The 22,229-nt window shown below is 52.0% G+C and carries 21 protein-coding genes; 13 read left to right on the forward strand and 8 right to left on the reverse strand.

Translation table 11 applies throughout. From position 1 onward, the window contains the following. Positions 1-57: 57 nt before the first annotated feature. The 4 genes from degQ to dpiB all read right to left on the reverse strand — a co-directional run bounded on the left by degQ (position 58) and on the right by dpiB (position 4,763). Entirely contained in the window at positions 58-1,431 is a 1,374-nt protein-coding gene (degQ, locus tag G544_RS0112290) for a serine endoprotease DegQ (RefSeq protein ID WP_027274884.1), read from the reverse strand. 361 nt (positions 1,432-1,792) lie between these two features. Beyond that, on the reverse strand, positions 1,793-2,200 hold the full coding sequence (zapG, locus tag G544_RS0112295) for a Z-ring associated protein ZapG (protein ID WP_027274885.1): 408 nt from the start codon (positions 2,198-2,200) through the stop codon (positions 1,793-1,795). A gap of 224 nt (positions 2,201-2,424) precedes the next feature. Continuing rightward, positions 2,425-3,126 (reverse strand): two-component response regulator DpiA, encoded by a 702-nt coding sequence (gene dpiA / locus G544_RS0112300; protein WP_027274886.1) that lies wholly within the window; start codon positions 3,124-3,126, stop codon positions 2,425-2,427. A 2-nt stretch (positions 3,127-3,128) separates the two neighbouring features. Beyond that, on the reverse strand, positions 3,129-4,763 hold the full coding sequence (dpiB, locus tag G544_RS0112305) for a sensor histidine kinase DpiB (RefSeq protein WP_422655593.1): 1,635 nt from the start codon (positions 4,761-4,763) through the stop codon (positions 3,129-3,131). Between the two features lie 366 nt (positions 4,764-5,129). Between dpiB and citC the strand changes: the two genes are divergently transcribed. The 12 genes from citC (at position 5,130) to sspB (ending at position 16,018) form a co-directional block, all read left to right on the forward strand. Then, on the forward strand, positions 5,130-6,206 hold the full coding sequence (citC, locus tag G544_RS0112310; RefSeq protein WP_027274888.1) for a [citrate (pro-3S)-lyase] ligase: 1,077 nt from the start codon (positions 5,130-5,132) through the stop codon (positions 6,204-6,206). Next, the gene (gene citD / locus G544_RS0112315) at positions 6,203-6,499 is read left to right on the forward strand and encodes a citrate lyase acyl carrier protein (RefSeq protein ID WP_027274889.1); all 297 of its coding nucleotides are present in this window, start codon (positions 6,203-6,205) and stop codon (positions 6,497-6,499) included. The genes citC and citD overlap by 4 nt, the downstream gene beginning before the upstream one ends. Next, entirely contained in the window at positions 6,496-7,392 is an 897-nt protein-coding gene (gene citE / locus G544_RS0112320; RefSeq protein ID WP_027274890.1) for a citrate (pro-3S)-lyase subunit beta, read from the forward strand. The genes citD and citE overlap by 4 nt, the downstream gene beginning before the upstream one ends. A 16-nt stretch (positions 7,393-7,408) precedes the next feature. Continuing rightward, positions 7,409-8,923, forward strand: coding sequence for a citrate lyase subunit alpha (citF, locus tag G544_RS0112325; RefSeq protein ID WP_036023981.1), 1,515 nt, complete (start codon positions 7,409-7,411; stop codon positions 8,921-8,923). Between the two features lie 7 nt (positions 8,924-8,930). Further along, a complete protein-coding gene (citX, locus tag G544_RS0112330) occupies positions 8,931-9,455 on the forward strand; it encodes a citrate lyase holo-[acyl-carrier protein] synthase (RefSeq protein WP_027274892.1) in 525 nt (174 codons plus the stop codon). Next, positions 9,452-10,366 carry a triphosphoribosyl-dephospho-CoA synthase CitG gene (gene citG, locus G544_RS0112335; RefSeq protein WP_245614597.1) on the forward strand — a complete coding sequence of 305 codons (915 nt, stop codon included), beginning with the start codon at positions 9,452-9,454 and terminating at the stop codon, positions 10,364-10,366. Before citX ends, citG begins: the two co-directional genes overlap by 4 nt. Before the next feature lie 28 nt (positions 10,367-10,394). Then, on the forward strand, positions 10,395-11,540 hold the full coding sequence (locus G544_RS0112340) for a 2-methylaconitate cis-trans isomerase PrpF family protein (RefSeq protein ID WP_027274894.1): 1,146 nt from the start codon (positions 10,395-10,397) through the stop codon (positions 11,538-11,540). Between the two features lie 421 nt (positions 11,541-11,961). Beyond that, positions 11,962-13,416: an anion permease gene (locus tag G544_RS0112345; RefSeq protein ID WP_027274895.1), complete on the forward strand. Its 1,455-nt coding sequence runs from the start codon at positions 11,962-11,964 to the stop codon at positions 13,414-13,416. A 315-nt stretch (positions 13,417-13,731) separates the two neighbouring features. Then, positions 13,732-14,160, forward strand: coding sequence for a 50S ribosomal protein L13 (gene rplM, locus G544_RS0112350; protein ID WP_027274896.1), 429 nt, complete (start codon positions 13,732-13,734; stop codon positions 14,158-14,160). A 14-nt stretch (positions 14,161-14,174) separates the two neighbouring features. After that, positions 14,175-14,567 (forward strand): 30S ribosomal protein S9, encoded by a 393-nt coding sequence (gene rpsI, locus G544_RS0112355; protein ID WP_027274897.1) that lies wholly within the window; start codon positions 14,175-14,177, stop codon positions 14,565-14,567. A 315-nt stretch (positions 14,568-14,882) separates the two neighbouring features. Continuing rightward, positions 14,883-15,524, forward strand: coding sequence for a stringent starvation protein SspA (sspA, locus tag G544_RS0112360; RefSeq protein ID WP_027274898.1), 642 nt, complete (start codon positions 14,883-14,885; stop codon positions 15,522-15,524). 5 nt (positions 15,525-15,529) lie between these two features. Continuing rightward, a complete protein-coding gene (gene sspB / locus G544_RS0112365; protein WP_027274899.1) occupies positions 15,530-16,018 on the forward strand; it encodes a ClpXP protease specificity-enhancing factor in 489 nt (162 codons plus the stop codon). A 74-nt stretch (positions 16,019-16,092) separates the two neighbouring features. Here the strand turns inward: sspB and dsbI are convergent, their stop codons facing one another. From dsbI to G544_RS0112380, 3 genes are all read right to left on the reverse strand, one after another. Continuing rightward, positions 16,093-16,779 (reverse strand): protein-disulfide oxidoreductase DsbI, encoded by a 687-nt coding sequence (gene dsbI, locus G544_RS0112370; protein WP_027274900.1) that lies wholly within the window; start codon positions 16,777-16,779, stop codon positions 16,093-16,095. A 12-nt stretch (positions 16,780-16,791) separates the two neighbouring features. After that, entirely contained in the window at positions 16,792-17,460 is a 669-nt protein-coding gene (locus tag G544_RS0112375) for a thiol:disulfide interchange protein DsbA/DsbL (protein ID WP_027274901.1), read from the reverse strand. 74 nt (positions 17,461-17,534) lie between these two features. Next, positions 17,535-19,334 carry an aryl-sulfate sulfotransferase gene (locus tag G544_RS0112380; protein ID WP_027274902.1) on the reverse strand — a complete coding sequence of 600 codons (1,800 nt, stop codon included), beginning with the start codon at positions 19,332-19,334 and terminating at the stop codon, positions 17,535-17,537. Between the two features lie 452 nt (positions 19,335-19,786). Here G544_RS0112380 and G544_RS20490 point away from each other — a divergent pair, with 452 nt between their 5' ends. Then, positions 19,787-20,740 (forward strand): LysR family transcriptional regulator, encoded by a 954-nt coding sequence (locus tag G544_RS20490; protein WP_051155727.1) that lies wholly within the window; start codon positions 19,787-19,789, stop codon positions 20,738-20,740. 60 nt (positions 20,741-20,800) lie between these two features. Here G544_RS20490 and G544_RS0112390 read toward each other — a convergent pair whose 3' ends face one another. Continuing rightward, positions 20,801-22,219, reverse strand: a complete 1,419-nt coding sequence (locus G544_RS0112390) for an FAD-dependent oxidoreductase (RefSeq protein WP_027274903.1) — start codon at positions 22,217-22,219, stop codon at positions 20,801-20,803. Positions 22,220-22,229: the final 10 nt, after the last annotated feature.

The raw sequence follows: 22,229 nt of genomic DNA on the forward strand, positions 1-22,229 counted from the left end.
GGATAACATGACTTTAACGGATACGGCACATCGCCGTATCCGTTTTTGCGATCGAGGTTAGCGCAGGATCAGGTAGATATTATCGTCGCCGCGTAAAATGTTCAGCGCGACTACGTTAGGCTTGCCGTCCAGAATCTTACGCAGCTCGCCGAGGTTTTGCGTACGCTCGCTGTTAACGCCGATGATCATATCGCCTGCGCGCAGGCCGCTTTGAGCAGCCGGAGAGCCTTTCTCAACGTCTTTGATTAGGACACCCTTGTTGCCCTGGACTTCACCGTTGTTCAGGGTTGCGCCCTGAAGAGCCGGCATCAGGGTTTCCGCGCTGGTGGAGGACTGGTCGCTGTTTTGCAGCTCGACGTCCACTTCCATCGGCTTGCCTTCACGCAGCAGGCCCATCTTCACCTTCTTGCCCGCACCGGCGGTCGCGACCTTGGCGCGCAGTTCGGCAAAGCTGCTGATGGTTTTGCCGTCAAGAGACACGATGACGTCGCCGGACTTGATGCCCGCAGCCGCTGCGGCAGACTTGGGAATAACTTCGCTGACGAAGGCGCCGCGCTGTGCGTCAACCTTGAAGGCTTTCGCCATCTCGGCGGTCATTTCGCTGCCCTTGATGCCCAGCATGCCGCGCTTGACTTCACCGTATTTAATCAGCTGCTCGGTCAGGCTTTGCACCATGTTGCTTGGAATGGCGAAACCGATGCCGACGTTACCGCCGCTTGGCGCAAGAATAGCGGTGTTGATGCCGATAAGCTCGCCGTTCAGGTTGACCAGCGCGCCGCCGGAGTTGCCGCGGTTAATGGAGGCATCGGTCTGGATGAAGTTTTCAAACCCTTCCAGATTCAGGCCGCTGCGGCCCAGAGCGGAGATTATGCCGGAGGTTGCGGTTTGCCCCAGGCCGAACGGGTTACCGACGGCGACGGCAAAGTCGCCGACGCGCAGGGAATCAGAGTCCGCCATTTTGACGGCGGTGAGATCTTTTTCTTTGGCGTCAATCAGCTGAAGCAGGGCGATATCCGACTGCTCGTCGCGGCCGATAAGCTTCGCCTGATACTCTTTGCCGTTGTTTAACTGAACGCGGATCTTGTCGGCGTTGTTCACCACGTGGTTATTGGTGACGACGTAGCCCTTTTCTGCGTTGATAATTACGCCGGAACCCAGGCCTTCAAACGGGCGTACGCTCTGCTGTTCGGACGGCATATTCGGTCCGAAGAAGAACTTAAACTCTTCAGGAATGCGCTGACGCTGAACCTGAGTGCCTTCAACGTAGACGCTAACGACCGCGGGCAGTACCTTCTCTAACATGGGCGCCAGGCTTGGCGTTTGCTCGCCGGCGACGGCAGTAGGCAGAGCGGCGTTGGCTGCCGGTACTGAGGAAAAAGTTAATCCTAGACTGACGGTCAGGGCGCTCAATAATAACGTTGTTTTCTTCATGGGTAATATACTCTCAATACCAACCTTTAACCTAAATAGAAGCCGCATAAGCGGCCGCTGATAAAGCTTCTTAGGGCCAATCCCATTAGGCTATTTAATTTGCCCGTTTGGATACGGGCAGTGCCAATATATACCTACTGGGACAGGCCCTTACTCTATGATAGTAGCTAATCTAAGACCCGGCATAGGCGAAAAAAGTTCATCAAAGAACACATTACGTCAGGGGGGAAGCGGAAATGTTAGAAATGTGACCGGCCTCAAATCCAGACGGCATGCGGGAGAACGGGGAACGTAAAGAAAGGTAATGTTATTCAAGTAGCTGCGGCGTCGTTAAAAACGGCGCCGCGTCGAGTTATTTTGCTTATTCTTTGCGCTCTGGCCGAAACAGGCCTGAAGCTCCTTCGGAATAGTCGCGAGGAGGATGTTCCGGACTCATGCGATCTTCTTCGCTATCGGCTGCGCCAGGCTTAAAGTTGAGATAGCTAAAAGGGTTGCTGGACGCCATGTCAGGCAGCAGGGTAGTAGAGCTTTTCACCATATGCTTGTGAAATTGGCGATAGTCCTGAGCCATTTTTTCAAGCAGTTCGGCGCTGTGGGAAAAGTGATTGACCAGTTCCTGACGGTAGGTTTCCAGTTCGGCTCTGCTCTTATCAAGCTCTTGTTGTAGTGCCGTTTGCTGACGCAGCTTCCGGTTGCCGAACCGCATGGCTAAGGCGCCAATAATAAGCCCGACGACTAAGCCAACGATCAGTGCATATTCCCAAGTCATAGTGACTCCTTGTTACGGTCATAAATTACAGAGGGACAAACCCGACAAAAGGCCGGAAAACGGTGACACAGCCCGCAGTTCCCCCGCGTTCTCGCGCATCACTATACCTGCAAAGATAGGGTTGGGGGAACCTCAATCAGTATGTTGTTATATCCTATCATGATAAAGACGCGTTTTTCATCTCAAAAGGCCGGGCAGAAAGCGAACGTCTGCCCACCAGTCGATTAGTTCTCTTTTCTCTGCGGGCTGAGCCGGTAAATGCGTTGAGGACGGCCTACTTTACCGTAAATGATCTCTGCCTTAAGGAAGCTTTCTTTTGTGCAAAACTCAAGGTAGCGTCGGGCCGTCGTGCGGCTTAAGCCTAGCTTTTTGGCAATGTCTTCGGCCGTGTAGCCAATTTCCTCGCCGCTGTCGATGAAGGCGTCCTGTACGACCTTCAGCGTAATTTCATCGATGCCGATAGGCATTGACGGTTTGGCTTGAATGCGAGCAAACGTATTGAACATTTCATCGACCTGCCACTGGCTGACGTCTTCTGCCTGACGCTGTACGCGGTGCAGGTGGCTTAGGCGTTCCAGTGTTTGCTCCAGCCTGTCGTAGGAAACCGGCTTTATCAAATAGTCAAATACGCCATAGCGGATAGCGTCAGCGACGGTTTCAATATCGCTGGCGGCCGTAATGAAGATAATTTGCCCTTGATACTTGGCGGCGGACAGTTCTTGTAATAGTTCGATCCCTTTGCCGTCGGGCAAGTAGTTATCCAGCACGATTAAGTCGGGTTTGAAGTTGGCAATCATCATCCGGCCCTGTTCCAGATTGCCGGCCAACCATACCTGACGGCAGGCGCTGTGGCGCTTTATAAATTCAGCGTGCATTTCGGCCAGCGGCGTTTCGTCCTCGATGATTAATATGTTCAGGTATTTCATGACTAATTTCCTTTTGCTGTCCCCTTAGGAATAAAAATAGAAAACACAGTACCGTAGGGCTCGTTATCTTCTATCGTAATGGTGCCGTTGTACTGATCGATATAGGTTTTAACCAGATAAAGCCCTATTCCGTGATCGCCGCTTCGTTTGGAGGATACGCCGCGGGTAAAAATTTTGTCGCGAATGTCGGGTGCTATGCCAGAACCCTGATCCGAAACCTCAATCACCAGCTCTTCGCCTTCGTCCGAGATATAGCACTCAACTATCTTGCTACCGTCCGGATTCTTTAGCGTAGCCTCAAAAGCGTTATTAAGCAGGTTGCCCAAAATGCTGGCGAGCTCATTTTCGGTGAGCGGCCCCGGAGTGGCGCTCAGTGAACTCCCCGATATAAAGTCGATCTCAAGCCCCAGTTCCTTCGCTCGATGATATTTGCCAAACAGCAGTCCCGCAATCAGGCGGTTTTTAAACATGCTGCTGATATTGTCGATAATAGACTGTTGATTAGACGACTCAAATTTCACCATCTCCAGCGCCCGATCGTACTCTTTTAGCTGAAGCAGCCCGCCAATAGTGGACATCCAGTTCAGGTGTTCGTGGCGCAGGGTGCGTAAATTCTCTACGTACTGTTGGATTTGCGACAGCTGGGCGCTCAGCATGTTGAGCTCGTCCTGACGCCGGAAGCTTATTACCCATCCTTGGAATTCATTGTCTATCCAAATGCCAACGCGGTTAGCGATGATTTTTACTCCGTTAAGAACCAGCAAATCATCAATACGGTTATTGCCCTGGTTTTCAGTAAAGTAGTCAGAAGGCGTAACCAGCGTTTTGATTCCCAGACCGATGAGATGTTTCGGCGCGCCGGTCAGCTTTAGCATTTTTTGTGCATTTTGGTTGATAGCGGTGATCTTCCCCTCCGTATCGACGGCGATCAGGCCTTCAAATACGGCGTCGAAAAGCGCGTCCTGCAGTCGCTGCACGCGTGCGATCTCTGCAGGTTCCATACCCATCATCTGTTTTTTGATGTGGGTGGAGAACTGCCAGGAAAGAAAAATCAAAACAAACAGAATAAGCAGCAGGGCGCTGGTCAAAGGAAGTATCTGATTTGAGCGCCAGATATCGATTTTACTGTTGAGATAGCCAAGGGAGATAACGCCGATAACCTTGTTGTTTTTATCCCATATCGGCGTTTTGGCTCTTAGCGCGAGGCCCATAGAGCCTTCGCTGCTGATGATGTAGCTCTCCCCGCGTTCCAGCGCGCCCGGCTTGTTCCACTGCATGGTGTAGCCGATTTTTTCCGGATTGGGGTGATAAAGCCTGACGGAGTTTTCATCACCTATGACCAGATAGCTGAAGTTGGACTCCATGCTTAGTCTGTCGGCAATTTTTTTAAGCTTTGTCGTATCCCTATGTTCCACGCCTTCGATGATGTCATCCATAGAAGCGATGATTTTGGCCTGGTTCATAGCGATTTCGCTGACTTTATCGGTTAGATAGATATCTAGCTGATATTCGACGAACTTGTTTAATGCGCCCAAGAGTAACGTAAACACGACAAGCAATAGTAAAAAAACACGCCATTGAAACGACATGTTCTTTAACATACTTTTCATATAATCTTTGGTTAATTTAATATGCATTTAACATTCGCTTTTTTATTTCTTATTCTACGATATCCGATATACTAAATATAATTAATTTGGTTATAAAATGCATTTAATTAATAAAGTTAATAAAAACCATTAAGTTATTTCTATTTATTCAGTTATCTGTGAAGCAGATCAATTAACTGGCTATAGCTAATTAATATGATGTGGTTCGCCATAATATTAGTCAATTGGCTTATCATTTCTAATGATTAAAAAGACATTTTCATTTATGCCGCCTATTGCTGGGGATAGGCTGCGCTTTGACTCTGACTGTGGTTTCGGCCGGGCGCCCGTGCGTGTCGCCTGCCTTTAAGTATTTCTTTGTTGTCTTATTAATACGTCTATAGAGAATGAATTATGTATAATTCAACAATATTCAATCGGGTAAAGCGTTCGGAGTTTAAAAAAATTGCCGAGATCGTGAAATTCCTTCGTCAAAACGATTTGAATATTGACACCACCGTTGAAGAATTTATTACCGTAACTCGCGATTCCCAAATTATCGCCTGTGGCGGAATTGCCGATAATATTATCAAGTGCGTAGCGATAAGCGAGGATCTTCGCGGTGAGGGCATCGCCCTTTCTCTGGCGACGGAGTTGGTCAACCTGGCCTACGAGCGCCACCATACTCATCTTTTCATCTATACAAAGACGCAAAACGAAGTGCTATTCCGCCAGTGCGGCTTTTTCCCGATCGCTTCCGTTCCCGGAACTATCGTTTTAATGGAAAACAGCAGCTGTCGCCTGAAGCGCTACGGCGAGCAGTTGGCGAAAAGCCGTAAACCGGGCGATAAAATCGGCTGTATCATCATGAACGCTAATCCGTTCACGCTAGGCCATCAATACCTGGTTCAGCAGGCCGCCGCGCAGTGCGACTGGCTCCACCTTTTTCTGGTTAAAGAAAATACCTCCACGTTCCCCTATGTCGATCGCCTGAAGCTGGTGACGGAGGGAACGGCCAATATTCCTAACCTGACGGTGCATCCCGGTTCGGAATACATGATTTCGCGCGCGACCTTCCCCTGCTATTTCATTAAAGAGCAGGGCATCGTCGACAACTGCTATACCGAAATCGACCTCAAAATTTTCCGGCAGTATCTGGCTCCGGCCTTGGGCGTAACGCATCGTTTCGTTGGCACGGAACCCTTTTGCGAAGTGACCCGCAAATACAATGCCGACATGCGTTATTGGCTCGGCACGCCAGAGCTTGCCAGCCCGCCGATTGAACTGGTTGAAATAGAACGTCTGCAGCATGAAGGGACGGCCGTTTCAGCCTCATGGGTGCGTCGTTTGCTGTCGAAAGGGCAGATGGACACCATTTCTCATCTGGTTCCGGAGTGCACGTATCAGTATTTGTTAAAAAGCCCGCTCCTTCGCCAGAAGTCCACGGACGCCCCAACAGAAGATTCCGTTATTACCGTAGGTGAACTATGAAAATTATCAAAGAAGCCGTAGCCGGCACGCTTGAGTCAAGCGATGTCATGATGCGGGTCGCTCCAATCGATGGACAGGAGATCGACCTACAGTTGAACAGCAGCGTAGAGAAGCAGTTTGGCGACGCTATCCGGGAGACCGTGATGGACACCTTAGCCAAGCTTGGCGTTACCGGCGTTCAGCTCATTGTTGACGATAAAGGCGCGCTGGACTGCATCCTGCGCGCTCGCTTACAAACCGTACTGCTAAGGGCCAGTGACAGCAAAACGCTACCGTGGGAGGCATTGAAATGAAGCCTGAATTGAAAAAACGCGTCCGCCGCAGCATGCTGTTCGTTCCCGGCGCTAATGCCGCTATGGTCAGCAACTCTTTTATCTACTCCGCTGACTCCATCATGTTCGACCTGGAAGACTCCGTCGCGCTCAGAGAGAAAGACGCTGCTCGACTGCTGGTTTTCCATGCGCTGCAGCATCCGATGTATCAAAAGATTGAAACCGTCGTTCGCGTTAACGCTCTGGATTCCGAATTCGGTATTAAAGACCTTGAAGCCGTAGTTCGCGGCGGCGTCGACATCGTTCGCCTGCCAAAAACCGACCGCGCGCAGGACGTCGTCGATATGGAAAAAGAGATCGAGCGCATCGAGCGTGAGTGCGGACGCGAAGTCGGCAGCACCGGCATGATGGCCGCGATTGAATCCGCCGAAGGCATCAACAATGCGGTAGAGATCGCCCATGCTTCCGAGCGCCTGATTGGTATCGCTCTGGGTGCGGAAGACTACGTGCGCAACCTGCGCACCGAGCGTTCTCCCGAAGGCATCGAGCTGCTGTTTGCGCGCTGTTCCATTCTGCAGGCCGCTCGCCATGCCGGCATCGCTGCGTTTGATACCGTATATTCCGACGCGAACAACGAGCAGGGCTTCCTCAACGAAGCTTCTCACATCAAACAGCTGGGCTTTGACGGTAAGTCTCTGATTAACCCTCGCCAGATTGAACTTCTTCACAACCTTTATGCGCCAACCGCAAAAGAGCTTGACCACGCTCAGCGCGTGATTGAAGCGGCTGAAGCGGCTGCGGCAGAAGGATTAGGCGTCGTTTCTCTTAACGGCAAAATGATTGACGGCCCGATTATCGAACGTGCCCGTCTGGTGGTTCAGCGCGCAGCGCTGTCCGGCATCCGTGAAGAATAAGGTGGGGTGAATCGAAATGTCTCGTCAACAACAAGTAATGAATATCTGTAACGGTTCTGAAGGCCGTAAGCTGTCGCCGTTTAGCGATATGCCGAAAGCAGAACTGCAGGCTCAAAGGCCGCGTAATAAAAAGATGTGTTCTTCTTTGGAAGAGGCTATCCGTCGTTCAGGTCTGAAAGACGGCATGACTATCTCTTTCCACCACGCGTTCCGCGGCGGCGACCTGACTATTAACCTGGTTATGGCGCAAATCGCAGCGATGGGCTTTAAAAACCTGACGCTGGCGTCAAGTTCGCTGGCCGGCTGCCACTCTCCGGTCATTGAACACATTCGCAACGGCGTCGTGACCAAGATCTATACCTCTGGCCTGCGCGGCCCGCTGGCGGAAGAGATTTCCCGCGGCCTGCTGAAAGAGCCCGTACACATTCACTCCCACGGCGGACGCGTGAATCTGGTTCAGTCCGGCGAGTTGAATATTGACGTCGCTTTTCTGGGCGTCCCGGCCTGTGATGAGTTCGGCAACGCCAACGGTTACACCGGCAAAGCGTGCTGCGGCTCGTTGGGCTATGCTCGCGTAGACGCTGAAAACGCCAAGACGGTCGTTATGCTGACCGAAGAAATCCTTCCTTATCCGCATCATCCGCTGAGCATCTGTCAGGATCAGGTCGACATGATTGTGCAGGTTGAGCGCGTAGGCGATGCTGAAAAGATCGGTGCCGATGCGACCCGTATGACCACCAACCCACGCGAACTGCTGATTGCCCGCCGCGCGGCGGACGTCATCATCAATTCTGGCTATTTCAAGCCGGGCTTCTCCATGCAGACCGGTACCGGCGGCGCTTCTCTGGCGGTAGTTCGCTTCCTGGAAAGCAAAATGCGCAGCCAGAACGTGAAGGCCGGATTTGCTTTGGGCGGCATTACCAGCGCAATGGTCGATCTGCACGAGAAGGGGCTGATTGAAAAGCTGCTGGACGTTCAGAGCTTTGACGCCGGCGCGGCGGCCTCTTTGGCCCGCAACCCGAATCACGTTGAGATCAGCGCTAACCAGTACGCTAACTTCACCTCCAAGGGCGCGTCCGTTGAGCGTCTGGACGTGGTTATCTTAAGCGCCTTGGAAATCGACACCAAGTTCAACATCAACGTACTGACCGGTTCTGACGGCGTACTGCGCGGCGCCTCTGGCGGCCACTGCGATACCGCTGCGGCTTCTCAGCTGGCTATCATCGTAGCGCCGCTGGTGCGTGGCCGCATTCCGACCATCGTTGAGCACGTTACGACGATGATCACTCCGGGAAGCAGCATCGACATTCTGGTTACCGACCACGGTATCGCCGTTAACCCGGCGCGTCCGGAACTGGCTGAGCGTCTGAAAGAGGCCGGCATGCCGGTGACCACCATCGAAGCGCTGTACGAACGCGCGGTGGCTCTGACCGGCGCGCCTAAGCCGATTGAGTTCACTGACCGCGTTGTGGCAGTGGTGCGCTATCGTGACGGCTCCGTGATTGACGTTGTTAATCAAATAAAAGAGTAAGCTCGCGATGGGCATTCTCCCGGAACTCGTCGAAGAACGCAGCGTCTCTCTGGAGGAAGTTTTACTCAGCAGAGAGGCTCGTCAGGAACGGCAGCGGGCTTGGATTAGCCGCTACGAAATGGCCATAGTTTCTTTGACGATAGTCGTTCCGGGAGAGTTTAAAGACACTCGACTGTCCCGCCAGGCCTTTAACATGGCCTGGCAGGCGCTGGACGCACTAAGCCTTGAAAAGGGCTGGCGCACGGTGGCCAAGGAAGTCTTTTGTCTGCCGACCGGCCCGGAAGGGCTGATGGCGATAGATTTACCCGCAGAAGACGTCAAACGCGCCAGCGTTGAGCTGGAGCAGCAAAGCGCCGCAGGGCGCCTTTGGGATATTGACGTTATCGGTAAAAACGGGATTTTGTCCCGGCAGGCGCTAGGCCTGGGTCCTAGGCGCTGTCTGGTTTGTGAGCGTGATGCGCGCATTTGCGCCCGCGAACGAACCCACTCTTTACAAGCGCTGAATCAGGCAATGGAGGCGCTGTTCTTATGATGTTGAAATCCACCGATCCCGTTCAAAAACCCGTTTCCCTTGAAATTAACAAGCTGCCTTGGGTTGTCCGCTGTAGCCAGCTGGCGCATGGCGCCATGCTGAACGAAGTCAACCTGACGCCGAAACCGGGGCTTGTGGACATGCGCAACAGCGGCGCCCACAAGGATATGGAAATTGTTGATTTCTACCGCAGCGCGGACGCCATCAGAACGTGGATCCCCTATTTTGTCGAATACGGCATGAGTTCATATCAGCAGGCGAGTCGCGACGTGCTGCACGGCATTCGCCCGCTGGGTCTGGCCTGTGAATCGTCAATGTATAAAGCGACGTCGGGGGTGAATACCCATAAGGGAACCATTTTCTCTCTCGGCCTGCTGGCCACAGCAATGGGGCGGCTGGTGGCTGGGCAGCGCCCCGTCACGCAGCTTAACCTGTGTAAAGCGGTGGCTGACATGTGTCAGGGAATGGTCGCCAACGAACTTGCTCAAAATAACCCTTCGCTCACTGCCGGCCAGCGGCTGTACCGAGAGTTCGGCTTAACCGGCGCAAGGGGAGAAGCCGAGTCAGGCTTTTCTTTAGTATTGACGGTTTCTCTTCCCGTTTATCAGCAGGCTATTTCTCAAGGCATCGACCCACAGAGGGCGCTTCTTCAGGCGCTGTTAAGCCTGATGGCGGTAAACGGCGACACTAACGTTGCTTCCCGCGGCGGCGCACAAGGGCTGAGCTGGATTAAGCACACGGCTCAGCAGTTTTTAGCCGACGGCGGCGTTATGCAGCCGGATTACATCACCCGCCTGAAAGAGTTCGACAATCAGTGCATTGAAAGAAACTTAAGCCCCGGCGGCAGCGCCGATCTTCTTATTGTGACTTGGTTTTTGGCTCAATTTCCCGAGTCATACGGAAAAAATTAAAACGACGAAACGTCACTGGAGGTTTTATATGAAAAGTCATAGCGTACCCTGCTTCTGGATGCGGGGTGGAACCAGTAAGGCCGGCTGCTTTGTTGAAAGCGATATGCCTGCCGATGTCGCCACGCAGAACGAGTGGCTTTGTAAGATTTACGGCAGCAGCGATCCGTCAGGTAGACAGATTAACGGCATGGGGGGCGGAACGTCGACCACCAGCAAAGCAATGATCGTAAGTCGACGCCCGGAAGAGAAAAACGGCGTCAACTATACGTTCTGCCAGGTTGAAACGGCGGCTAATGCGGTAGATCGTAAAGGAAACTGCGGCAACATCTCTTCGGCGGTGGGCCCCTTTGCAATTGAAAGAGGCCTGGTGGATGAAATCACCGAGCCGGTAACGCAGGTCAGAATTTATAACACCAACACCAAGAAAACCATCGTGTCGCACGTGCCGGTCAAAAACGGCAAGGTCGTGTACGACGGCAACTTCGCCATCTCGGGCGTACCGGGTACCGGCGCTCGCATTCAGCTGGACTTCCTGTCTCCTGGCGGTGCGGTAACGGGCAAGCTGCTGCCAACGGGTAACGTCAAGGATACGATAGACGTTCCCGGCGTTGGTCCTGTGGAAATCTCGATTGTTGACGCGGCAAACCCTCTGGTGTTTGTCAGAGCAGCGGACCTTGGGCTAACCGGCGGCGAACTTCCCGCCCAGATTGACAGCGACCCTGAACTGTTAAGAAGAATGCTTTCTATCCGCGAAGCCGCTGCGGTACTGATCGGGTTAGCGAAGGATATGGACGACGCTCGCGTCAACAGCCAGGCCGTGCCGAAGTTTTGTTTTGTCGCTCCTGCCGCTGGCTACGTCAGCCTGGCCGGTGAGAACGTCAACAAGAATGACGTCGACATTCAGGCCCGCATGCTGTCAATGGGAAAACTTCATCCCGTATTGGCTATTACCGGGGGCGTTTGTATTGGCGTTGCGGCAAAAATTGAAGGAACGCTGGTTAATGAGATCACTAAAGACATTAACCATAAAGATGAATTAAATATTGGACACTGTAGCGGAATACTTTCCGTCAGCGCCAACGTTGAAAATCATCAGGGAGAGTTCAACGCGTTAAATGGAACCGTATACCGAACGGCTCGTGTCTTAATGAAAGGCGAGGTTGAGGTATATTAATCTGGCGCGCTCAGCTGTCTACGCGTTATGTAGTTTTCCTCAGTAAGCTATTTTAAATAGAATAACGTTACACTATGTTAAACGGCGCCTATTTTGATGGGCGCCCTTTTTTATTCGGGTTTTAGCCATAGGAGTAATTAAATCCATAAGGTTGATAAGGAATAAAACGGAAATTAAAAACATTAAATTTATGATATCAACTTTAGCCTGTGTCACATATTTATCGTCAAGTATGGCGCATTATGCGAAACATTATAGAAGCGAAAATCCCGCTTCGAATTTTTTAATTTATTATTAACGGTTAGATAACGAAATAACTCCATAACCTAATTTTAAAATTCTTTAATAAGTATTTTCACGTTTAAGTTTTTTTAAACGTGGGGCCAGACTGTGTTTTTTATTATCAAGGAGAATGTCCGTAATGAGTAAAGAGAAAATGTGGAAGCTATTATTGCTAATAGCCATTCCCATTATCGTGGCTCTGATACCGACACCCGCAGGACTATCAAGTCTCGCATGGGTATTGTTCGGTCTCTATTTGGCCGCTATCGTTGGTTTGGTGCTAAAGCCTTATTCCGAGCCGGTTATCCTGTTGGGAACAATTGCCGCAACTGCCGTTGTCATTGGCGTGTTCGGCGAGTTTGGACTTGGCGAAAAAGGGCTGAAAGCCGGTGAAGTATTGAGAGGCTATTCCTCCGGTACGACCTGGCTGGTATTCGCTGCGTTTACGCTAAGTTCCGCGTTTGTTCTGACAGGTTTAGGTAAGCGTATTTCCTATATCCTTATCGGCAAGCTGGGCGGAACGACGCTGGGCCTGGGCTACGTTACCGCAATTCTGGACCTGTTAATCGCTCCGGCAACGCCATCCAACACGGCGCGCGCCGGTGGGATCGTGTTCCCAATCATCAACAGCGTCTCCGTCGCTTTAGGTTCAGATCCGAATGAAAGCCCGCGTAAGGCCGGTCATTACCTGATGGTTAACATCTATATGGTGACGAAAACCACCAGCTATATGTTCCTGACGGCGATGGCGCCTAACGCGTTGGCGCTGGAGATGATGTCCAAGATCCTGAACATCCAGCTGAGCTGGGGTCAGTGGGCGCTGGCCGCCTGCGTACCGGGTCTGATCATGCTGATCCTGACGCCGTTTATGATCTACAAAATGTATCCGCCTGAGCTTAAGAAAGTCGACAACAAGAAGATCGCAAGAGAAGGTCTTGAGCTACTTGGGCCGATGTCTCTGCGCGAGAAGCTGCTGCTGGTTCTGTTCGTTCTTGCTCTGCTGGGCTGGATGTGTTCAGACTTCATCGGCGTTGACGCTTCAACCGTTGCTATCTGCGTCATGGCGCTGACCATTCTGTGCGGCGTAGTGACTTGGGACGACATTCTGAAGAATAAGGGCGGTTGGAACACCCTGATTTGGTACGGCGGCATCATCGGTATGTCCGGCGTATTGACCAAGGCCAAGTTCTTTGAGTGGCTGGCGACAGTAATGAAAGACAACCTGTCCTTCGGCGATAGCGCGATGATGGCCCTGTTTGTCATCCTGTTTATCAGCGTGGCTATTCGCTACCTGTTCGCCTCCGGCGGCGCTTACGTTGCTGCGATGGTGCCGGTGTTTGCGACCGTAGGTTTGGTTGCCGGCGCTCCTCCGATGCTGCTGGCGCTGGGCCTGCTGTTCTCTAACTCCTACGGCGGCAGCCTGACCCATTACGGAGGCGCTGCGGCTCCTATCGTATTCGGTGCTGGCTACAACGATACCCGCTCCTGGTGGATTATCGGCGGCGTCGTAGCCTTCCTGAGTCTGGCTATTCATATGACAGTTGGCTTGGGCTGGTGGGAAATGTTAATCAGCATGGGCATCATCGGCGGCTGATAGATTTCCAGAATGCTCTGCGGCGCGTTCGCAGAGCGTTGGATGGAACGGCATCGAGTTTATCGATGCCGTTTTCTTTTATATAGAATAAATCATCGTAACGGCGTAAAAACAGGTCGATCTTTGTGGTCGACTTCTCTATAATCTTGCGACCCCACGTTACAACAAGGTTTTTTTCCCAGAACCTTGATAGTGTCGGCATGTACTGCTCGAAGGGGTAGGTTTGCTGGACTCGATTGGTCGTGTGAGCCTCAATAACGTTTCTTGACGATTGGTGTTCACCAACGTGTAACTTTAGATTGGGTAAGTTATTTAATGAAAACTTTTTCAGCTAAGCCAGAAACAGTAAAGCGTGACTGGTATGTTGTAGATGCGACCGGCAAAACGCTGGGCCGTCTTGCTACTGAACTGGCTCGCCGTCTGCGCGGTAAGCATAAAGCGGAATACACTCCGCACGTTGATACCGGTGATTACATCATCGTTCTGAACGCAGAAAAAGTTGCCGTAACCGGCAACAAGCGTTCTGACAAGATTTATTATCACCACACCGGCTATATCGGTGGTATCAAACAAGCGACCTTTGAAGAGATGATTGCCCGCCACCCTGAGCGCGTGATCGAGATCGCGGTTAAAGGCATGCTGCCTAAGGGCCCGCTGGGTCGTGCAATGTACCGTAAACTGAAAGTTTACGCAGGTAACGAGCACAACCATGCGGCACAACAACCGCAAGTTCTGGACATTTAATCGGGATATAGGCAATGGCAGAGAATCAATACTACGGCACTGGTCGCCGCAAAAGCTCTTCCGCACGCGTCTTTATTAAGCCGGGTAGCGGTAACATCGTTATTAACCAGCGCAGCCTTGAACAGTATTTCGGCCGTGAAACTGCCCGCATGGTAGTTCGTCAGCCGCTGGAACTGGTCGAGATGATTGGTAAACTGGATCTGTACATCACCGTTAAAGGTGGTGGTATCTCTGGTCAAGCTGGTGCTATCCGTCACGGTATCACCCGTGCGCTGATGGAATACGATGAGTCACTGCGTGGCGAACTGCGTAAAGCAGGTTTCGTTACTCGTGACGCACGTGAAGTTGAACGTAAGAAAGTCGGTCTGCGTAAAGCACGCCGTCGTCCTCAGTTCTCCAAGCGTTAATTGTTTGCCGTTTCGGCAGCCAATTAATATTAAAAAACCCGGCATTGCCGGGTTTTTTTATCTTCACGCTTTGCAAAATAACGTTATTTTACGGTGGAATAATAATCTGCCGTGAATGATGGATAAATTATCACGCTCATCTGATCAAGTGCGTAGAAAATCTGCTAAACTAGCCGACGTTTAGTATGCGTTATTGAATCAATAAGTGAATTCTATTACTGATGTTCCCTATTGAGACAGGCGTTTGGCGGATGAACGCTTAAGCCGCCGCTGTCACTATACATAAGCTATCAATTGAGAAACTTGGAGGTTTTCATGGCTGTCGCTGCCAATAAACGTTCGGTAATGACGCTGTTTTCCGGCCCGGCTGATATTTATAGCCATCAGGTTCGTATCGTTCTGGCTGAAAAGGGTGTGAGCGTTGAGATTGAACAGGTCGACATGGATAACCTGCCGCAGGATTTAATCGACCTGAATCCTTATGGTTCTGTCCCTACGCTGGTCGATCGCGAGCTGACGCTGTATAAGTCCCAAATCATTATGGAATATTTGGACGAGCGTTTCCCCCATCCTCCGCTAATGCCGGTTTATCCCGTCGCCCGCGGCACCAGCCGCCTGATGATGCACCGTATTGAGCAGGACTGGTATTCGCTGCTCGACGCTATCCTGACCGGCAGCGCTCAGGACGCTGACGCAGCACGCAAGCAGCTGCGTGAAGAGCTTCTGGCTATTGCGCCTATTTTCAACGAATCGCCTTATTTTATGAGCGAAGAGTTTAGCCTGGTTGACTGCTATCTTGCTCCGCTGCTTTGGCGTTTGCCGCAAATGGGCATTGAGATTAGCGGAAGCGGCGCGAAAGAGATTAAGGCCTATATGAACCGCGTATTCGAGCGCGAGTCGTTCTTAGCTTCACTCACGGAAGTTGAGCGCGAAATGCGCCTGCAGATGAGAGGATAAGCGGGATGACGCCTCGTCGACCCTATCTGCTGCGAGCCGTTAATGACTGGCTGTTGGACAATGGGCTGACGCCCCACCTGATCGTCGACGCCACGGTTGTAGGCGTCGTTGTTCCTATGGAGTTCGTTCGCGACGGGCAGATAGTTTTAAACATCGCGCCGCGTTCCGTCGGTAATCTGGAGCTGGGCAATGATGAAATTCGATTCAATGCTCGCTTCGGCGGCGTTCCTCGCCGCGTAGAGATCCCTTTGGCGGCCGTATTGGCTATCTACGCCAGAGAGAACGGAGCCGGGATGGCGTTTGAGCCAGAAGAGTATCCGGATGCGCACGGCTTTGAGCAGGAAGAGATCTTTTCCGATGAGATTCAGCCCGAAAGCGGGATCCATCTGGTATCAACGCAGGAAGAGTCCGCTGGAAAAAGCGACGCCGATGGAGATGATGATGAACCTACGCCGCCGCCTCGCGGAAGGCCCGCTCTGAGAGTCGTGAAGTAGCTGTAGCGTACGGCGAATAGAAAAATAAAAAAGGCGAAGCATTGTGCTTCGCCTTTTTGCATCTATCTCACCGGCTATGCAATGGCCGTCTTTTTACTGTTACCTCGGGTAAGCTTGATTCCCCAGGCGATGGTCATAACCACCAAAATGAGGAAGCAAAGCCCGAACGCCAGGAAGCAGGATTGCGCCATGTTCATAAACTTCAGTGAAGGGATGAGGTACCATCCTTCGGCCTGAACGTACATGTCGACAAAAAACTGCTGGAAGCTGCTCAGCGTTACGCCGTCCGGAACGATAGGAGCATCGTAACCGCAGTCGCCGGTAGGCATGAACCACTCGGGCGCCCATTGGGCCAAAGGGAGGCCAAAGGGGAAGTTAGGATCGGTAGAGCACCCCTGAACGCCGAACAGCGCATCCGGGCTGTGAACGGCGTGGTGTATATTGTTCAGCTTAATGGAGTAAAGCATTCCCGTAATGGCGCCATAAAATGCGGCAATACAGCCAATCAGCTTTAGAACTACATTTTTGGGATTGATTGCAGCAATAAGCCCGCCAATGACCATAACGAACATGGCAAAGCGGATGTATACACACTGTTCACAGGGCGCCATGTAGAGATAGATTTGAAAAAACGAGTGCGCAAGAATGATAAGCCCACCCATGACAACTACCATCAGAAGCCACAGGAAGCGCTGTTCTTGCCATCTCACCAGCGTATCTACCGGAGTAGTACGCAGGTCTCTCCACATTTTCTTAAACATAATGTGAAATCCTTATTTAGCGGCCAGCTCTTTGATTAAGTCGGCCATAGAGTCGACAGACTTGATGCTCTTGGTCAGGATCAAATACTTGCCGTTGACGACGTAGGCCGGAACGCCCTGGATCTTGGCGACGTCATAGGCCGCTTTCCATTTTTCCAACGTTTCCTGAACCTTTGGATCTTTCAGCGCGGTGTCGAAATCGGCTCTGCTCATACCGGCTGCGTCCAGACCCGTTTTGATAAAGGCGTCCGGATCTTTACCGTCAGACCAGCGCTCCTTCTTATCGTGGTAGGCGGCGTAATAGGCGAATTTGGCCTTTTTAAACTGTGAATTTGCGTCAAACAGGGAGAGGCCTGCGGCCTGATCTTTGGCGATCAGTACGGCGAAAACTTCGCTGCCTTGACGACCATATTCACCTTTTGTTTCCAGGTGGAAGGGGACGAAGGTCACGACGTCGGCCACTTTTTCAGAGACCTGAGCCGTTACGGCCTTATCATACTTGTAGCAGAACGGGCAGGCATAGCTGAAGACCTTAATCAGCGTCTTTTCGGCGTTAGGAATTGGCTTTTCCAAAACGACATAGTCAGTTCCCTCAGTAAAGGCTGACGCCATAAATGACGTAGCCAGCAGGCCTGCGCACAGAACGCTTTTAAATACTTTCTTAAACGGACTGGTATACATGGAATAACTCCTTGATGCATAAATATTTTTAAGTTGGCATTTAAAGGCCCCGCAGTGCGGGGCCTTTGGGTTAGTTACTTTTTAAACATGTTTTCTGGGCGAACCAGTACGGCACGATAGTGCGTCTGGTTTGGTTTGTCTGACAGAACGTCGATTTCTACCTTGACCTCTTTGGTTTTGTAATCGATTTCATTCAGTTTACCGATGGTTGGCTGACCGACGTCAAACAGGTGAATCGAGCCGCCGAAGCCAAACATGGTGTTGCGGTCAGGCTGATATTCAACGATAGAGGTGATTGGGCTATACCAGTCATAGCCGCGGTCTTTGCCGTATTCCCAGACCTGCTGAACGGTCATGTTCTTTTCATCAACCTTGTATTCAACAAAGCGCGAGTACTTCATGGTTGGCAGCGCGGGTTGTTCAAGGTTGCGGCCGTCGCCGTTATCGAAAATCGTTAACGTCCCCTTGCTGGAAAGCCAAGCGGTGTGCTGGGTGTAAACAAAGTCGAAGTCGGTGTTTTCACACTTGCCGTTTTCGTCACACTTGAGCGGCTTGCCGTTAGCGTCCACCGGCTTAAGCAGCTTCGGCGCCAGCTTCTCGTTCCAGCCTTTGGACGGCGCCAGAATCCACTTCACCTTCTTGTCGCGGGTGACTTTTACGACGCCCTGATGGCGGAAAGAAAGAATGATGGAGTCATCCTTATCGTCGTAGGCGATGGAGTTGACGTGCGCCCAGTTGCGGCCAGGGCCAACGCCCAAAGCGTCGCCGTACGGCGTATCCGGCTCAAGCTTGGCCTGTTGGCCCGCGTGGGCCAAGTCGACGTTAACGCAAACCGCACCGGCATCCAGCGCGCCCAGCAGGCTGTCGCGCAGCGGGTCGAGGATCAGGTTGAGGTCCCAAACGTCGAGAACGCGGCCCGCTTTGTCCACTTCGATAATGTGGTCACGGATAGTGTGAACGTGAAGGCCGTCATCGCGCTTATAGTTGCGTTTACCGACGCGCAGCAGCACGGTGCCTTTGGAGGTTTCAATCGACTCGTGGGTTGCATCCTGGAAGCCGCGGGGAAGCTTATGATCGACCAGAATCTGGCCCATCATGTCAAACTCGTACCAGTGCTGGCCCTGAACGGCGGTAAACGTACCGCGAGGCGTCTCGCGGATGCCCATCAGGTAGCCGCGTTTGTTAATGTTAACGTCGCGACCGTCGTAGGTGGCGTTTTGATCCAGCCACCAGCGGTATTCACCCTGAGTGTCAACGATGAAGGTGAACGGCGCGATGTCAAAAGGCAGGGCGCCGCCCGCCGGGCCTGCGTCAAGAATGCCGGCATTTTTGTCTTTTTCGCCGTGCCAGTGCAGATCAGAGCCGCGGGCGGTAAAGGTGTGAGTATTGACCAGATAAAGGCGGTCTTCAAAACCAGGAGCGACCTTGACGACCTTCGTTTCCTGCAGGTCGGTGATAGAACGGTTGTCCATATAGTTGTTTACGATGGCGGACGTTTTTATCGTGTATTCGTCCTTCATCGGCTTGCCGTTTTCTTTAAACTCAACGGTCACCTTGTTGTCGTGCTTTTGATAAAGGCCGAAGATGGGAACGCCGTCGTAGTTTTTCAGCGCTTCGGCGCCGACGTCGTATTTAATATCTACGCCCTTATCGCCTTTACCGTGAACGACAACCTTAACGTCGGAAATCTTGTGGCCGTCGAGCTCAACCAGAGCCGTCAGCGGGGCATTGCCGTACGGATCCACGATGACGGCGCCCAGGCTTGCCGCCGGCTGAGGCGGCTTAAAGCCTGCGGCAAGCGCGCTGGTTGCGGTCAAGCCGAAGGCTAATACGATTGCACTAGCTACCAGCGTTTTTCTGGTCTTTGTAAACATGATTCTCTCCTGAGTTGGCAATAATAATTTTGCAAATCTTGAGGGCGTCGTTTTGATTAAACCGTCTGTTTGCCCCGTAAGTCTTAAGGCCGTAAAAGTCCCGTCGCGTTTATGTAAAAAAGCGACTCGTTACTTTTGTTTTCAAAGCGTTATAACTAAATTCTGAAGGCAACCCGTAATTATTCGATGACGATTAAGTAACTACGTGATTCCTTTGCCTTTTTATTTTGATGGTCATACCTCTTTCATTAATTATGTTAAATAAGATATGAGAAAATTTACGATTAGTAGATGATTTATCTAAGTTATTAACGGTCTTAATTCAATTTAATCAAATAGTTATTTGATATAAGTTTGAACTGGATCACGTTACGTTTTTTACATTTATTTACTTTATGGCGATAGTAGGTTATCTCTAAAAAGAGATAAAGAGCCCTTTCCGGATAACGATCATGCGTAAAGTGGAAAATGTACCTCTGGATACTGAACTTCTTGGATTGTTCAGAGCGCTGTCAGAAACAGAGTCTTTGACGCTGGCGGCCAACAAGCAGGGAATGAGTCAGGCAGCGGCTAGCAGAGCGTTGACCAAGCTGAGATCTATTTTTAACGATAACCTGTTTATCAAAGCGGGATACGGCATGCAGGCTACGCCCAGAGCGAAGGCGCTTTCCCCTCGCATTACGGCCGCGCTGCTGGAGCTGGAAAGGCTGACCGAACCGGATATATTCAGGCCTGAAACGCTAACGCGGACGCTTTATCTTGGCGCAGTGGATAACGGCGTGTTTTCCATCTTTTCCCGCGTGATAAAAGAGCTGTTTGACCAGGCGCCAAAGGCCAGAATTGAGATTCTGCCTATCGGCAACGATCTCTGTTCCAGCCTTAAATACGGCAGAATGGACCTTGCGATTTTTCCTCTGGTGACGATGCCGCCCGATTTCCACGAAATAAACCTGTTTCAGACGTCATACTCCTGCGTTGTGCGCAAGGGACATCCGTTGGTGAGTTACATACAGGAGGGAAACCGGCTGACGCAGGAGAAAATCAACGGCTATCGGCGCATACAGGTGATGGTGCACGATGGAAAACAGGAACAGGGCTACGCGCTTGATGAAGCCGCATTTCCGCAAACGGGCGAGTTTGATATCGCAATGACGGTGCCCTATTTTTTAGCTGCGCCGATGGTGCTGGCCGAAACGGATTTTGTCCTGACGCTGCCGCGGCAAACGGCGCTGCACTTTGCGAAGATGGCTGACCTGGAGGTTTTACCCTATCCCTGCGACTCCCGAACGTTTTTCACCCGTTTGATTTGGCACCACCGCGTGCACCACGATCCTGCGGTTCAATGGCTGCGTGGGCTGTTTATTAAGCATGCATCAGAGGAAGTTGCGGAGAAGTACGCATCCTAATGAGTGAAAGAATAGCAAAAAGGCGATCGCCCGATCGCCTTCTTGCGTTTTTCAACTCGGTTAAACGCCGAGGTAAGACATCATGCTTTCAGCCGCCTTCCTTCCTTCGGCGATGGCCGTCACTACCAGGTCGGAACCTCGTACTGCGTCGCCGCCGGCAAAGATTTTTTCGTTGCCGGTTTGATACGGATACTCCCCGACGTCGGGCGCGGAAATCCTGCCGCGGCTATCAAGCGTAACGCCGAAGTCTTTCAGCCACGGCATGGCGTGCGGTTGGAAGCCGAATGCCATGATGACGGCGTCAGCGCTTAGGGTATGTTCCGAACCTTTTACCGGCTGGGGCGAGCGGCGTCCTTTTTCGTCCGGCGCGCCCAGTTCGGTGCGCACAACCTTAACGCCGCTGACTTGGCCGACCGCGTCAACCTCAATGCTTATCGGCTGCAGGTTGAACATGAATTCAGCGCCTTCTTCGCGCGCGTTTTTGACCTCGCGGCGCGAGCCCGGCATGTTTTTTTCATCCCGTCGATAAGCGCAGATTACCTGCGATGCGCCCTGACGAACGGCGGTTCTGACGCAGTCCATGGCGGTATCGCCCCCGCCCAGCACGACAACCCGCTTGCCTTCAAGGCTGACGTAGGGTTCCTCTTTGGTTGAAGAGTAGCCCATCAGGTGCTTGGTATTGGCGATAAGGTAGGGCAGCGCGTTGAGTACGCCGTTGGCCTCTTCGTTGGGCAGGCCTCCGGCCATCGATTGGTAGGTGCCGACGGCGAGAAACACGCCGTCAAACTCTTCAACCAGCGCGTCCAGCTTAACGTCTTTTCCGATTTCGGTATTGAGACGAAACTCAATGCCCATTTCGGTAAAGATTTCTCGCCGACGGGTCATCACCGCTTTATCCAACTTGAAAGAGGGGATGCCGAAGGTCAGCAGGCCGCCTATTTCAGGATGGCGGTCGAATACGACCGCCTGTACGCCGTTGCGGGCCAACACGTCAGCACAGGCGAGGCCGGCCGGGCCTGCACCTATAATGGCAATGCGCTTACCGGTAGGCTTGACCTGCGACATGTCCGGCTTCCAGCCTTCGGCCAGCGCGCGGTCGGTAATGTAGCGCTCGATGTTGCCGATAGTGACGGCGCCGAATTCGTCGTTGAGCGTACAGGCGCCTTCGCACAGCCTGTCCTGAGGGCAGACGCGTCCGCACACTTCCGGCAGGCTGTTGGTCTGGTGGGCAAGCGTTGCCGCCTCCATGATGCGCCCTTCGTTGGCCAGCTTCAGCCAGTTCGGAATGTAGTTATGCACCGGGCACTTCCACTCGCAGTAAGGGTTACCGCAGGACAGACAGCGATCGGCCTGCGCTTTGGCCTGAGTGTCCAGAAAGGGCTCATATATTTCCACAAACTGTATTTTGCGGATGTTCAGCGGCTTTTTGGGCGGATCGATGCGCTGTAGGTCGATAAATTGATAAACGTTTTCGCTCATGATGACCTCT

This window comes from Leminorella grimontii ATCC 33999 = DSM 5078, assembly GCF_000439085.1.
Lineage (GTDB): Bacteria > Pseudomonadota > Gammaproteobacteria > Enterobacterales > Enterobacteriaceae > Leminorella > Leminorella grimontii.